Source organism: Planococcus sp. CPCC 101016 (assembly GCF_007859295.1).
Taxonomy (GTDB): Bacteria; Bacillota; Bacilli; order Bacillales_A; family Planococcaceae; genus Planococcus.
Map to the genome: position 1 here is coordinate 2079558 of NZ_VOHB01000002.1, position 14545 is coordinate 2094102.

General features: G+C 42.3%; 13 protein-coding genes and 1 pseudogene. 5 read left to right on the forward strand and 9 right to left on the reverse strand.

Annotated elements, in window-relative coordinates; genetic code table 11:
• Nucleotides 1-166 precede the first annotated feature (166 nt).
• Both FQV26_RS09885 and FQV26_RS09890 read right to left on the reverse strand, forming a co-directional pair.
• Nucleotides 167-1342 carry an NAD(P)-binding domain-containing protein gene (locus FQV26_RS09885; protein ID WP_146557316.1) on the reverse strand — a complete coding sequence of 392 codons (1176 nt, stop codon included), beginning with the start codon at nucleotides 1340-1342 and terminating at the stop codon, nucleotides 167-169.
• Between the two features lie 322 nt (nucleotides 1343-1664).
• Nucleotides 1665-2567 carry a LysR family transcriptional regulator gene (locus FQV26_RS09890; RefSeq protein WP_146557317.1) on the reverse strand — a complete coding sequence of 301 codons (903 nt, stop codon included), beginning with the start codon at nucleotides 2565-2567 and terminating at the stop codon, nucleotides 1665-1667.
• 105 nt (nucleotides 2568-2672) lie between these two features.
• Here FQV26_RS09890 and FQV26_RS09895 point away from each other — a divergent pair, with 105 nt between their 5' ends.
• Complete coding sequence (locus FQV26_RS09895) at nucleotides 2673-3695, forward strand: YeiH family protein (RefSeq protein WP_146557318.1); 1023 nt, start codon at nucleotides 2673-2675, stop codon at nucleotides 3693-3695.
• Between the two features lie 63 nt (nucleotides 3696-3758).
• Here the strand turns inward: FQV26_RS09895 and FQV26_RS09900 are convergent, their stop codons facing one another.
• From FQV26_RS09900 to FQV26_RS09910, 3 genes are all read right to left on the reverse strand, one after another.
• Complete coding sequence (locus tag FQV26_RS09900; RefSeq protein ID WP_146557319.1) at nucleotides 3759-4325, reverse strand: GNAT family N-acetyltransferase; 567 nt, start codon at nucleotides 4323-4325, stop codon at nucleotides 3759-3761.
• A 48-nt stretch (nucleotides 4326-4373) separates the two neighbouring features.
• Nucleotides 4374-5255, reverse strand: a complete 882-nt coding sequence (locus FQV26_RS09905) for a DMT family transporter (protein ID WP_146557320.1) — start codon at nucleotides 5253-5255, stop codon at nucleotides 4374-4376.
• An 86-nt stretch (nucleotides 5256-5341) separates the two neighbouring features.
• Nucleotides 5342-6199: an aminoglycoside phosphotransferase family protein gene (locus FQV26_RS09910; RefSeq protein WP_146557321.1), complete on the reverse strand. Its 858-nt coding sequence runs from the start codon at nucleotides 6197-6199 to the stop codon at nucleotides 5342-5344.
• Nucleotides 6200-6421: 222 nt separating this feature from the next.
• Here FQV26_RS09910 and FQV26_RS09915 point away from each other — a divergent pair, with 222 nt between their 5' ends.
• A complete protein-coding gene (locus tag FQV26_RS09915) occupies nucleotides 6422-6874 on the forward strand; it encodes a DUF305 domain-containing protein (RefSeq protein ID WP_146557322.1) in 453 nt (150 codons plus the stop codon).
• A gap of 99 nt (nucleotides 6875-6973) precedes the next feature.
• Here the strand turns inward: FQV26_RS09915 and FQV26_RS09920 are convergent.
• The 3 genes and pseudogenes from FQV26_RS09920 to FQV26_RS09930 all read right to left on the reverse strand — a co-directional run bounded on the left by FQV26_RS09920 (nucleotide 6974) and on the right by FQV26_RS09930 (nucleotide 10138).
• Nucleotides 6974-7410: pseudogene (locus FQV26_RS09920) on the reverse strand (NUDIX hydrolase).
• Nucleotides 7411-7469: 59 nt separating this feature from the next.
• Complete coding sequence (locus FQV26_RS09925) at nucleotides 7470-7979, reverse strand: NUDIX hydrolase (RefSeq protein ID WP_186759723.1); 510 nt, start codon at nucleotides 7977-7979, stop codon at nucleotides 7470-7472.
• 92 nt (nucleotides 7980-8071) lie between these two features.
• A complete protein-coding gene (locus FQV26_RS09930) occupies nucleotides 8072-10138 on the reverse strand; it encodes a GAF domain-containing sensor histidine kinase (RefSeq protein ID WP_146557324.1) in 2067 nt (688 codons plus the stop codon).
• A gap of 341 nt (nucleotides 10139-10479) precedes the next feature.
• On the opposite strand from FQV26_RS09930, the gene FQV26_RS09935 reads away from it, so the two are divergent.
• The 3 genes from FQV26_RS09935 to FQV26_RS09945 are packed head-to-tail and all read left to right on the forward strand — an operon-like array spanning nucleotide 10480 to nucleotide 12088.
• On the forward strand, nucleotides 10480-10905 hold the full coding sequence (locus FQV26_RS09935; protein WP_146557325.1) for a DMT family transporter: 426 nt from the start codon (nucleotides 10480-10482) through the stop codon (nucleotides 10903-10905).
• Between the two features lie 11 nt (nucleotides 10906-10916).
• Complete coding sequence (locus FQV26_RS09940; RefSeq protein ID WP_146557326.1) at nucleotides 10917-11582, forward strand: Crp/Fnr family transcriptional regulator; 666 nt, start codon at nucleotides 10917-10919, stop codon at nucleotides 11580-11582.
• 11 nt (nucleotides 11583-11593) lie between these two features.
• The gene (locus FQV26_RS09945; protein ID WP_146557327.1) at nucleotides 11594-12088 is read left to right on the forward strand and encodes a DMT family transporter; all 495 of its coding nucleotides are present in this window, start codon (nucleotides 11594-11596) and stop codon (nucleotides 12086-12088) included.
• A gap of 141 nt (nucleotides 12089-12229) precedes the next feature.
• On the opposite strand, the gene FQV26_RS09950 is transcribed toward FQV26_RS09945, so the two are convergent.
• The gene (locus FQV26_RS09950; RefSeq protein ID WP_146557801.1) at nucleotides 12230-14161 is read right to left on the reverse strand and encodes a fructose-1,6-bisphosphatase; all 1932 of its coding nucleotides are present in this window, start codon (nucleotides 14159-14161) and stop codon (nucleotides 12230-12232) included.
• Nucleotides 14162-14545 lie beyond the last annotated feature (384 nt).

Below are 14545 nucleotides of genomic sequence, written 5' to 3' on the forward strand. Positions count from 1 at the left end.
ATGTTTTGGTGATTTTTGCAAGTACAATCTAAAAATAATAGTTACATTATTTTTTCTGATCAAACACTTTAACAACGACAATGAACTAACTCTTATTGTTCTAAGAGACAACTTTCTAGTTTCACCAACAACAAAGAATAGTTTCAATAAATCTAACCGAGCTGATTTACAAAGTTTGCAGGATTCGTTCAGCTGCTTGACGAGCCCCTGAAATATTGCGGGCAATTGGACCAATCTCGAGTTCAGCTAAGCCGCCCATAACATATAAGTTCGGTCCCCACTCTAAATTTTCTGTAACGATTGGATACCCGCAACTTGCACACTGTAAATGATTTTCTTTAATCACTGGGGTTAACCATTCTTTTCCTGGCAACCTTGCCTCGAACCCTGTGGCTAACAGGACAGTGCCGGTTTCCTTGATCAAATTTCCACTTTGATCGTACAGTTTTATTCTGTTGCCCTCAAATTTTCCTGCGTAAACTTCTGCATTTAAAATGAGTTGGTCATTTTGCCGATTGTTGTGCAGCATTTTAATATACAAATCCCGAGGAATCGACCCTTTATGCTGTGCTTGAGTAATTAGATTCCGGCGATTTTGATGAGACACTGTTTTGCGGAAGTTGATTTGTTTTTTGGGACCGAGCCAACCGGGGTCACTATCAAAGTCATGGACACGAAATGGATGACGTTTTAATAAAGTCACTTGTCCTGGAAACATCTTAGTCAATTTAAGTGTCAGATGAACCGCAGTGATTCCACCTCCAATAACCGTGAAAGGTCCTGTCATATCTTCAACATTTGGAAGAAGCGGATCAAAAATGTGATGGATTGGCGCCTTGGAGGTCGCTTTTAAAACTGTTGCCCATTCTGGCCACCGGAGTTTCTCGCTATTGCCAATCGCCAGCACCAAATTCTCACAATGCACTGCACCGGAATTCCGCAGCTGAACCTGCCATCCTGATTCGGCTCTTGTGATCGCTTTTACTGCATCTTGCAGCCACTGCTCCTTAAGTGATAACTCCTCAATCAAGTGGTTGCAATGATCTTCAAAAAGCAGAAGTGACGGCCGCTTGAATCGTCCAAGAAATGAAGTCCTTTCATTTTCCGCATTGTGTTTGACAAAAGCATCAAGACTGAAAGGATTCACGTCTAAATGATGAACACCCGGAGAACGCAAAAAAGGCATTGAAATAGTATGGGTGCAGCGATGCCAATTTGCCAGAGGCTCCGAATGCGGATCAATGATTAATAATTCCTCACTGCTGATCTTTTTTTGTTTTAGCAAATAGGTTGCCATCGTTATGCCTTGTATTCCGCCTCCAACAATCACCCATTTATACACGTTAAACTCCCCCTTCATTACAGAATAACAGCACACCATTATACAAATAGTAATTATTACGATTTGTAGATTACTTTACTCAATTTACCACGTCTCCTTGAACAGAACAAGTAGAAATCTAATGGAAAGTGAATGAAAAGAAGTTCAAGGATATTTTATTGATGGATAAAGTTATCAAAAAAAGGGAATTCATTAAAAAAAGCAATTCCACTAATAGTGAGAAATTGCGTTCTTTGTCTTTTGTTGACGGCAGTTTTCTGAACTCGTGAGTTTATTCGTACGTTAGCAGATGACCGAACCCCCTACCGGCCATAAAATTTTATCAGATTTTGAAATCAGTGAGTCCTTTGTGATTTTTCAACATTTCCAGAAAGGCTGATAGGGCTTTTGTTTGGAATGGAGAACGGGTAACTATCGAGAAGTCTCTTGTATAGGGCAGTCCTTCCACGTCTAAAATCTTCAGATCGCCATAACGCAGCTCTTTTTGAATTGCCCACTCCGACAACAGGCTGATGCCGATTCCAGCTTCAACCATCGCTTTAATAGGCTGTGTGCTGCTGAAATGCATGATGGCGGCTGGAGCAATCGAATACTGTTCGAATACATTTTCTGAAGCTTCCCGAGTTCCCGAACCGAGTTCACGCAGTATCCAGGTTTGTTCGATCAACTCTTCAATTGGAATGGACTTCTGTCGTTTGCTCAAGGGATGATCAGCAGAGGCGACGAGAACCATTCGGTCTTCGGCGAAGGGCTCAGTCTTGAGCTCACGAACTTCTTTAAAATGTCCTTCCACAATTCCCATATCCAATTGGTTGCCCATAACGAGGCCCGCAATCGTTGTCGTATTGCCGATAGTGACAGTCGGTTTAATGTCGGGATAGCGCTCTTTTGCTTCCGCGATAATGCGCGGCAAGACATATTCACCGAACGTGTAACTGGCACCGATAGCAATAGATCCACTTGCTTTATTGGTCAAGTCATCCAACAGATGGTTCATCTTAGCGTAGAGTTCTTTAATTTCCATCGCGTGGTGATAAACGATTTCACCTGCCTTATTGAGCCGGACGTACTTATTTGTCCGTTCCAATAATTTGACGCCAGTAGTGTCTTCTAATGAACGAATGTAGTGGCTGACAGCAGGCTGAGTCATATTCAATTCTTCTGCTGCTCTTGAAAAGTTCTTTTTCTCAATTACTTTTAGAAACACTTCCAGACGCTGATCCATTCGGCTCCTCCTTTCTTACATACAATATTACTTATCATCACTATCTTAAATACTTATTTTACTAATGTATAGTGTTTTTCTATACTTACGATAGGAGGTTTCATCATGTCTCAACTTGCGAATAAACCTAGTCGTTTTAATTCACCAAAGGCTGTCTGGATAGGCGGTGTACTTTTTACTTTTCTTATCGCTTTTTTAGGTTATTTACTGGCTCAAATACCGGGATTCAATCAAGTCGGCCAGCTGGCGTGCGCCATCATTATCGCTGTTTTCTACCGGCAACTATTCGGCTACCCGGGTACCATCCGTTCGGGGATCACTTTCTCTTCCAAATGGCTATTGCGGACCGCCATCGTCTTATATGGATTGAAATTAAATATCGATACGGTTTTCAGCGATGGACTTGGCTTGCTGCTAAGGGATATGGCCGTTATTGTCTTCGCCATTCTGCTGACGATTTGGCTGGCAAAACGCTTTAATGCCGATAAGACCATCTCTCTGCTGCTCGGTGTCGGCACCGGGGTTTGTGGAGCGGCCGCTATTGCTGCAATTGCACCGATCATCAAAGCAAAAGACGAAGATACCGCCATAAGCGTAGGGATCATTGCGCTCGTCGGCACTGTTTTTGCCATCACCTATACGATTCTCAGACCATTTTTGCCCATGGACGACATTGAATACGGTATGTGGGTCGGAATCAGCCTTCATGAAATTGCGCATGTGGCACTGGCTGGTGCACCTGCAGGAGAAGATGGACTGGCGATCGCTTTATTAGGGAAATTGGGTCGTGTCTTCCTGCTTGTGCCTCTTTGCTTTATCTTTATTTTCTGGATGAAGCGCAAAGATAAAGACCAGGAAACGGATGCTTCAATTGAATTTCCGTGGTTTCTTGTCGGGTTTATCTTGTTAAGCATTCTTGGTAGCTATGTTTTCGGAAGCATCATTCCTTTTCCGGAAGCACTGCGTGAATTTATATCCGCATTGACCACTTGGCTGTTGACAGCTGCAATGGTCGGGCTCGGACTAAGTGTCAGCTTGCGGGATTTGCGGGAACGTGCCCTGCTGCCGCTTGCTGCCATGACTATTACTTCGATCTTGTTATCAGTCTTTGCCTATGTATCAATTTGATGAAATATAGCTTTTTATCTAAATAAAAAGGCCGAATGCACAAGCATTCGGCCTTTCACTGTTTTATGTTCTACTAGCAACGACTGCAGCCCACTCTTCACGCAATATCCCCATTTTTATCGCATCAAAATAGCGGCCATCAACTTTGCGCGCCTTTCTGATGCGCGCTTCTTCTTTCATGCCCAGCCGTTCAGCGACTTTCATCATTCGCTCATTGCCTGACCACGTCGACATCCCGAGCCGATGCAAATCGGTGTATTCGAAGAGAAAGCTTAGCCACAGCCGGTATGCTTCAGATCCATATCCACCGTTCCAGTAATCGGTATCGTAAATGACTATGCCTGTTTCCAGCCAATCTGTGTTTTGGTCAATCCAGTAAGCACCTACATAGCCAATCGTTTTTCCGCCTGAGGTAATGATGAGAGATGCTGGAACGCCGGTTGCAATATCTTTTTCCTCCAGCCATTTTCTTCGGTGGTTTTCCCTGCTTAGCCAAGCTTCTGGAATATAAGGGCCGTTCCATTTTTTTGCTTCCTGCTGTTTTTCCTCAAAGCGCCAATAATAAAGTTCGTCGAGCCGAGCTTCAGTCGGTTCTGTAAGTTCAATTTTTCTTCCAATAACTTTGATCAACTGATAGCATCCTTTCTTAAAGGCATTCATACTTCATTTTTCATTTTGTTAAACAGTCACCTTCACCGGCACACGCTTTTCTGGCCAGTTCACAAGGAAGATTCCTGCAAAAATTAAGCTCCCTCCGAACAACAAAGGGAATCCAAGTTGTTCGTCCAGTACGAGCCAACCCGATAGGATGCCGAAAAAAGGTGCCAAGAAAAGAAAAGCACTGACTTTTCCGGAATCGCCTTTTTGCAGAAGATGAAACCAAATGGTGAATTGAACAATTGAAGCAGGTATGGAAAGCCAGAGAAGAATGGCGATCGACGATGAATTGATGACTAAGTAAGGCGTTTCAAGCAGGGCAGAACCGAGGAGTAAAATGACACCCCCAAAAAACATCTGATAAGCAGTCAGCACCCACATATCAATTGTAACTCCCCATCTTTTGATCAACAGCGTTCCGGCGGCCCAAAAAACGGCGCTTAAAAAGCCCAGCAAAGTGCCAATCTCAATTGCCAAATGGCTTCCCATCGTAATAAATACTCCTGCAAATCCCATAAGTACGCCTATCCACTGAATAATTCTATATTTTATCCCTAATACCAGCGTTCCAAAAATCACTACTAACAAAGGATTCATAAAGGTCAGGATTGCTGATTCACCGGAAGTGATCGTCCGTAAACTCAGGAAGATGGCGCCCATCACTCCTGCAGTCTGTACAGCGCCGATCAATACAACTCTTCCCCATTCCACCGCATTTCCTGGGTGTTTCCTTTTGAAGAGCCGCACAAAGAAAATCATGAGGCTGCCAGCAATTGTAAACCGTATTCCTGCCAACAATAATGGCGATATGTAAATTAAACCGATTTTTGCTACGACAAACGAGGATCCCATTAACCCCGTAGTAAGGACCACAAGAAAAGAAAAAATCAGTTTTTCTTTCAAATTGCTGCACCCCTTCACATTGAACTTTTCTAGTACTCTTTCAGATGGATTAAACCAAAGAAGCTCTCATTCTCATATCTAAAATTTTATTGGCAGTCGACAATTTTACGCCAATAATTCCAAGCCTCCAAGTATGCTGGGAAATCAACAGGATGATGCTTTACACAGATACCCAACCGTTGATACAAGCCGATCAGCACTTCTTCGTAAAGCTGTTTTCTGGCTGGCACGTCAGTAGACAGTACGGTGATAGCTGAGTCCAATACCTCTTTAATTAATTCAGCCGGAGATGAAAAGAAAGCGTAAATTAAATCATAATGCGGAAAGCCGAAGACCGGAGTTGGATCAATAACACCCACTAGTCTGCCTTCCTGGAAGATAAAATTATGAATTCCGCAATCACCATGAACTAGGTAAGGCTTCCTGGCGACTCTATTCCAATCTCGCTGCGAAGGCAAAGGTGCTGGTATGCTGAAGTTTTCATTCTTCAAAAAAGGAGCAAGTATTTGGGTGGCCTCTTGTACTTCCTCTAACAAGAATTTCTCCCACGAGTCGACCAGCGCATCTTGCCGTCCCCACCCTTCACTAAAAGAAGGTTGATATTGGTTTAGTAATTCCGCAGCAAGCGTGCAAAGAATTTCTTTTTTACTGCCGTCAGAATCGCCAGCGGATCCCTGAAGATATGTATAGACCATAAATTTATTAGACGGATCGACAAATACCAGTTTCGGCAATAAAACAAGTTGCTGATAAGCCGCAAGGAACTCCGTTTCCGCGTAAATCACTTTGGCTTCATTCAATTTCACAATAAAATCTGTGCCGGTTCCTTGACTCAAAAGATAAATTTGACTACTAGTTCCGCCGGTCAAAGTCTTACAGTTCCAGTTGCTTGAAGAAATAACCTTTCTATCGGTCAAGTGAACGACAATATCCGAAATATGCATTTTACACCTCTTCATCTTTTCCTCTGCTATTTCCAATAATCATATCACTGTTCAACAATTGATTATTTGTAATAGTTAATTTTCCAAAAGATTTTTCTAAAAAAAGCTAAGTTGCTTATAAAATCTGTGCAGTTTTTGTGGAGTTTAATCCTGTTATACCATGGTATACATATAATCAAGAACTATAAATCAGTAAGTTATTAAATACAAGGAGTGTGGCGTATGAATCCCTATGCAAAATTCGGCATCATGATTGCGACTTCGACTTTTGTCATGTATTGGTTGATGTTTTTGAATGTTTTTCAGTTGGATCATGTATTTTACAGTGAGACAAGAGTTTATATGGCATTGATCATGGGATCCATTATGGCAATCGTTATGATGTTGTTCATGTGGCCCATGTACAAGAACAAAAAAACAAACTCGCTGATTCTTGCTGTCAGTGCAGTCGTATTTGCCCTTTCTTTATGGCTTGTCCGCAGCCAAGTTCTGATTGAAGACAGCGGTTGGATGAAAGCAATGATTCCTCACCATTCAATCGCCATTCTGACAAGTGAAAGAGCCAATATATCAGATCCGCGTGTACGTGCATTGGCAGATGAAATCATTAAAGCACAACGTGAAGAAATTGCCGAGATGGAAAGATTAATTGAAGATCTAGAAAATGACGAATAACTTCAGGAAGTAAAACTTAGAAAAGCCAAAAACGAAATGGTTCGCTCTTGGCTTTTCTAATTATTCAGGAATATTCTTGATAGATTCATTCAGCATCTGTTAAAACTCTATGTAAAACGGATGGCTGTTTTTATTCAGACAATATTCAATTCGTTCACTAAAATTTTTCCATGTGACCATTTTCAGGGCATCCTTAATCGGAAAAAAAAAGCAACTTCCAGACTTTCAGCAAAATTGGTTTTATGCCCCGATAGGCTTTGCTAAAAAAAGCGAATTGCAGATCGATTCTTTTACATTCTGAAAGATGCTGCAGAACCTTAGTACTTCGATATCTATCCCACTCTCTTCTTTGACTTCTCTTACTGCGGCTTCTTTAAGAGACTCCCCTTCTTCAACTTGTCCTCCAGGCATCTCCAACCTCTTAGAGGACTTTTGATCAGCAAAATTTTCCGATGTTCATTTAGAATGACAGCTGCCGCAGAAAGAATGTGTTTTGGAGGTGAATGATTTACATCCGACTTTTGACTAGGTAAAATCAACGAATTCCACTCCTTGATATTATTTTAATGTCACTACCATACATGCATTCTTTTAATTACTTTGTCCATTGACTGACCACATCGCTGTAAACTTTATACCGCTCCCAAACTTTCGGAACGATCAGTTCACAGGCATTCATTTCATCACATTCTTCCAGTGCAGCGAATTGAGCGCCGCACACTTCACCTGCCTGCAACCTCAAATCACTCAGCTCCAGTTTCTTCTTACTCTTCCATATATAGCTATCCAAGAAATAATGTTCATTTCTTATCGTCCCGATATGGTGCAACTCATGAGGACTCGCAATTAATTCCGTTTCTTCTTCAAGCTCCCGAACTGCTCCGATAAGACTGGTTTCACCAGAGGTAACCGATCCGCCAGTACACTCCCAAAGTAGCGGATACGTTTTGGCAGCATCCCGCTGTGTCAGCAGGAGCTTTCCATCTTTATTAATAGTAAATATTTCCACTACAAGATGGTATTCTCCTTGCGGAATCACTTCTCCGCGAATGTGCTGTTTGCCTAGCAGATTCTTTGCTTTATCATATAAATCCCATACTTCCACTGGTTTCAACTCCTTCCACTTATTGCCTACAACATAGAAAAGGAAGAGTGTGCACCTTAACAGCTGCAACTCTTCCGATGTGTTTGACTTTTCTAGTTAGAACCTTTTGCTTCAAGACTGAACTTCACATAAAATACTGTGCCTTTGCTGCTTGATTGCACTTCAATTTTTGCATTATGGCGTGCAGCAATGGCATAGGAAACCCCTAATCCCAAACCGGTTCCGTTGTCTTTCGTGGTATAGAATGGAGTGCCGATTTTCTTTAAAACTTCTTTATCCATGCCTTGACCCTGATCACGAATCTCAAGTACGACAGTATTTTTATCTTCAGTGTATGTCCGAATAGACAGCATCTTACTAGGCTCCATCGCTTCTAAGCCGTTCCGGCAAAGATTGATGAGCAATTGACGAATTTCGTCCCGGTTTAATAGCATGGGCGGTATATTCTGTGTCTCGAACTCGATGAATTTGTTTTGATTAAAGGTATCGATTTCCAGTAAAGGCCATATGTCGCAGATAATCGCATTTAAATCCTGCATCGTTAACTCTGACGAGCGTGTATTGCCCATCGACAAAAATTCTGAAATGATAGAATTGGCGCGGTCCAGCTCATCAATCATCAATTCGAAGTAATTATTGTATTTCGTTAAATCCGTATCATCTGTAAGAAATTGCAGGAATCCCCGCACAGTTGTCATTGGATTTCGGATCTCATGGCTAATACCCGCTGCCATTTGCCCGATCAACTCTAAATTAGACAAGCGCTTCAGTTCAAGTTCGTATTTCTTTTTTTCCGTTGTGTTTTTTGACAAACAACAGATACCGTCGTCAAATGGATACGCGACCACGTCATACCAATAGGAATCTGCTGGAGAAGAAAATTCGAAATGCACAGGCAATCTATCATACATCGGTCGATGAAGTTCCTTTTCCAAAACGCCGATAAGGTTTTCCGGAATTATAGACCATATTTTTTCACCCAACATGTTCATGGCCGTCTTCCCTTCCGGAAGAGGCTGATGCCGGTTGATGTAGATGAATTCCCAGTCCTTGTTCAAAGCGAAAAATCCATCCGTGATGCTTTCCATGACACTGACGACTTTACCATTGGCGTTGGCGAGTTCATTTGTCCTTGTTTTGACCCGCATTTCCAGCTGGTCTCTATAAGTTAAGTTTGAGTAGGTTAATGCTGTAGCATCCACAATGGACTGAGCCAAGTGCACTTGAGACTTCTCGTCCGACTGAAGGGTCTCCATCAGACAAGCGATGGCGACGACACCAAAAGTTTCTCCTTTTGAAATCAACGGAATGAGCAACAATCTGCATCTTTCTTCACTAGGTATAAACTTAATGCTTCTCGTGCCCATTACTTCATGAATGACATTTTCGGTGCTTCGGTTTATTTGAATGTCGTCAATGGCACTTTTCCAATCCTGCACGGTCCATTCGGATTCCTTGCTCATTTCCTTAAATTTGACAGTGTCAGGATTGTTTGGATCTTCCATATAGACTGCAACATTCTTGCAATCCACCGTCTTCTCCAAATAATAAAAACACGTATCCAAGCTTTCCTGAATGCTAGAACATCTGGAAAGATCCCTATTTGCATCAAGCAATAGCTGCTTCTCAGCAATCAGATGCTCTTTTTGCTTTAAATTATTGGCATTTTGGATAGCGACTGCTGCCATATTCACATACGCTTCTACGCTTTGTATTTGGATATCTGTAATATTCATTTGCTTGCCGCAATCAAACAAAAAGACCAGGCCGAAAAGATGTTCTTCATAAATGATAGGAATTCCCAGCAATGACTGGATGTTGAATGCGGCGACTGCCTGAGGATTCGGGCGCGAGTCTTTGGAGGTATCCGGGATGTAAATTGTTTGTTTTGTTATCATGACGTCTCTGGCCAATTGATCCGTATCAAAATCGATTTTCTGTGAAGAGATTGAGTTTCCGTTAATGAATTCCGGCTTTCCCGCTACGGACTGGAATGTCCCTTTTTCATCAGGCAGGAAAATGCCGACAGCATCACATTGAACGATTTCTTCAGATATGGCGGCTGTGACATGCTTCAGCACTTCAGGTAGGTCCAGCTTCATATTGATAATTTTCGTCAGTTCGGCCAATCGGGAATATCTATTATGTTCTTTTAACATGGTTATACGCTCCGCTCTTGATCCTCATGAAATAAAAAAAGGGTATTTTTATGTAAAAACTAGTTTATTTCTCGGGGACATTATGACAGTAGCTTACCACAAATAATTTTAGATTTGCGAATAAAATTTCTATTTTTCCAGTCTTACTACTGATTTTTCATTTTCGAAATGCCTTTGCAGGTAATAATTGAATACAGCCACTCCTATTTTCTGCACCGTTTTCAACACCTCCTACAAATCGGTTATAGTAGTAATTGAACCCTTCTATCGATGGGACATATGTCCTTTCCACTTTATTTCTACAGCCGTACAGTAAGATGACAGAAAGGTGTGTGAACTGAATGAAAGGGATCTTTTTTGCATTGGCGGGCGGATTTTTCCTAACATTCCAAAGTGTCGCAAATGCTCGAATCAGTGAAGGCATCGGCACGTGGCAAGCTGCCACCATGACCCAATTCACAGGTTTCGTCCTGGCTTTATTGATCGTTCTCATCCTGCGTGACCGGTCGTACCAGAACTTAAGTCAAGTCTCTCCACTCTACGCATCCGGCGGTATGCTGGCAGCTATTGTACTCTATAGCAATATGACAGCGGTCCACCGGATGGGTGTGACCTTGACAATCGGCATTTTCCTGATTGCCCAGCTTATTGCAGCAGTCATGATCGACAGCAAGGGCTGGTTTGATATGGCCAAGCAGAAAATAGGACGAATGCAGATTGTTGGACTTCTGCTGATGGTGGCAGGTGTTATCATTTTGAAGTGGTAAGGAGGAGAGAAATGAAACAGGCAATCATGGAATATTTACAACAGCACCAGTTGACGAAGTTGTTTCCAGAACAGGTCCAGCAGGCGATGCTGCTGGAAAGCTTGGCTGGCGGAGAACGCTTGCTTTCTCAAGGAGACGATCCGCAGACGCTTTATTTGCTGGTTGAGGGAAAGCTGAAAATCTCGATGTTATCTCCTGAGGGAAAACGCCTTATTCTGGCATTTAAAAGCTCTTTTGATTTGGTGGGCGATATTGAATACGTACAAAAATGTCCACTTATCAACACGGTGGAAGCTGTCACGACAACCCAGGTCATCTGTATTCCTTATAAGGTTTTGCGAAAAGAAATGGCAGATAACGCATTGTGGCTTCAGTTTTTGCTTGAGACCATTACACGTAAATTCGAAGTAAAAACTCAAGCTATGAATTTCAACTTACTTTACCCAGTAGATGTTCGCATAGCGAGTTACCTATTGGCCATGACACCGACGCAGCCAAAACTCGATTCCACTTCCCTTATTGATATGGCCGATTTGATCGGCACCAGTTACCGTCATTTGAACCGTGTCCTGAAACAATTTGAACAGGCCGGCTGGATTATAAAAAAACGAGGAAAAATCACCATTCTTGACCGCGCTTCCCTGCTTGGTCAAGCAGGTCAAAATATTTACGAATAGGAGACAAGCATATGGCACTCGGCATCCTACTGGCATTAATGGGCGGCGCGTTCGTCTGTCTTCAAAATACATTCAATGCCAATGTCAAAAAACAGGTCAGCGTCTGGTCTACAACGGCTCTCGTTCTGCTTCTCGGGTTTTTAGCTTCACTGCTTGCGGGGCTTGCATTTGAAGGAGGCTCTCTTTTTCAGTTCCATGCACAACCCTGGTTCTGGTTCAGCGGAATCCTCGGAGTCGGCGTTGTGGCCTGTGTCACTCAAGGCGTCCAAATTCTCGGACCCAGTCGGGCCATTTCCCTTATCATGGTATCGCAGATTTTCTTTGGCCTAATGTGGGATACACTTGGATGGTTCGGGCTGGAAAAAGTCGCTTTCACCTGGCAGTCCTTGCTCGGCGTCCTCCTGATTAGCGGAGGCGTCCTATTGTTTCAGCTTGGACCAAAAGTGGAGCAGCATCATGCGCTGAAAAGAAAAACCGTTGAAGTTAGCGACTCTGTAAAAGGGTAAATATTTTGGCGCTTTGGTGAACACCAATTAATCTAATCCGTGTACCAACAAACCACATCACACACAAAAAGAAGAGCCGCAGCGCAAAATGCGCGAGCTCTTCCTTTTTTCGTGCAACTCAATTGCCGCTTGAAACGGCGGTCACTTCATGTAGCGATATTCCCGCAAGCTGTTCAAGTTCGAGATTTCTTGCAGTAAAGCTTCCCCGATATTCGTTTCCCTTACTTTTTTTCTTTCTAGTTCTTCATCGACTAGCCTTTTGACAGACAAGACATCTGTTCCTTTTTGCAGAACCTCTTCTTTTGAATTAAACAGCTGATGGGCTACCAATTGCATACCGTAAGAATTATACAGCAAAGTATAGCCGGCAATTCCGGTAGTCGATTGATAAGCTTTCGAGAATCCGCCATCAATAACAAGCATCTTGCCATTCGCTTTAATCGGATTTTCTCCATCCCGTTCTTTAACGGGTGTATGGCCGTTTATGATGCGACCATGATCCGGGTTCAAGTCGAATTCTGTGAGCATCTTGCGGCACATATTTTCATCTTCACGCAAATAATAATACGGATTTTTTCGTTCTTTATGTGTTTCTTTGTCTTTAATGAAATACCGTTCAAATGTCGTCATTTCCCGCTTGCCGAAGAGGGACGAATATTCCCCGGTCCACAAGTACCAAACCATATCTGTCGCAAAGTCGTCGGTTTCTTCAGGATGGGCGAATGCATAGCGGAGATAATGCTCAAAAACATCCAGCAGTTCTCGGCCGGCGTATTCTTTGCCGTCGATTTCCATCTTCTCCATATTGCCTTCCTCATCCAGCGGTATGCAGCCATGGATAAGCAGGTTGCCGTTATATTTCAAATACAAGCTGCCTTTTTTCATCAGAAAATTCATGTGTCTGGCAAGTTTTTCGGAATGTTGGACGGAGAATAACAGCTTATCGATTACTTGCTCCTCCTCTTCCAGCAACTCATCCGGCTGCTCAGGATTGACGGTCGCAAAACAGGTATTTTCTAGTGGATAAGTTTTTCCATGGATGGTCGCTTCCATCGTGTCATAGTCGACTTTCTCGAGCAAAAGCCGGTCTTTCATATCAAAGCATGTACGTCTTTTGATAATGGGACTTTCAAGTTTAAACTGAATGATGGAAATGGCTTGATGAATTTTAGTGATTTGCAGCTGTTCCTGCTCCGTTAGCATTTCACCCGAAATTCGTTTCGGGTGAAATGCCGGATTGTCATCATAGTATTTCTCTGCCAGATTCAACAGCGGCCTTAAATTGATGCCGTAAACATCTTCGATGATATCTAAATTATTATAGCGGGCACAGATCCGGACAATATTCGCCAAGCATACTTTCGATCCCGCAAACGCACCGATCCAAAGAGCATCGTGATTGCCCCATTGGATATCGACAGAATGATAATCAATGAGCGTATCCACGATTTTATGCGGATCCGGCCCCCGGTCGTAAATGTCTCCTACCACATGAAGATGGTCTACAGTCAGCCGCTGCATGGTGTAAGCCAACCCGATAATCAGCTTATCAGCCTGCCCCAAAGAGATGATTCGATCCACCATTTTCGCATAATAATCTTTTTTGTTTTTGAACTCGTCCGTCTTGTACAACAACTCTTCAATGATATAGACAAATTGCTTAGGCAATGCTTTGCGTAACTTTGAGCGGGTATATTTAGAGGCAGCATAGGAAACCAGTTTCAACATCCGCTCAATGACGTTTATGTACCATTCCTGCAACTCCTTTTTGCTGGTAAAATTGCTTTTGATCAAGCGCAATTTCTCTTCAGGGTAATAGACCAATGTCGCAAATTCATTCAGCTCTTTTTCACTCAGTTCATCTTTGAAAAGGTCTCTGATCTTTACTTTGACATTTCCGGAACCATTTCGCAGGACATGTTGAAAAGCCTGGAACTCTCCGTGTAAATCGCTTACAAAATGCTCCGTCCCTTTTGGAAGATCCAGTATGGCTTCCAGGTTGATAATTTCCGTGGCGACTTTTTCTTCGCTATCGTATTTTTGGGCTAATAGGTCTAAGTATTTTGAGTTCAACATCATGTATCTCCTTCCGCATCTCATTTTTTCTGCTTCTTTTACTCACTTGGAATACCAGTCAATTGCATGAAAAATACTAGAAACGATTAAAATAACTTATAGAAATACATTTATATACACTCAAATAAATGGTTTTATTTGGATAGCATCCAAGCTCTTCTTCACCTTTTATGTGTTGTTTTCCCAATAAAAAGGGCGACTGTATCATTTTATAGGAAAAAAGTATGCTTCTTATCATTTAGTTTACCGCAGAAAGCCCATAAGCTCTAGTGAAAAAAGAAGCCGGCGATAACAAATTTAAATACAAAGGAATATAGCCATAGCATCCATCTAAAACGAACGAGGTGCTCTTATTGTCTAATTTTACCGTAAGCTCATCTA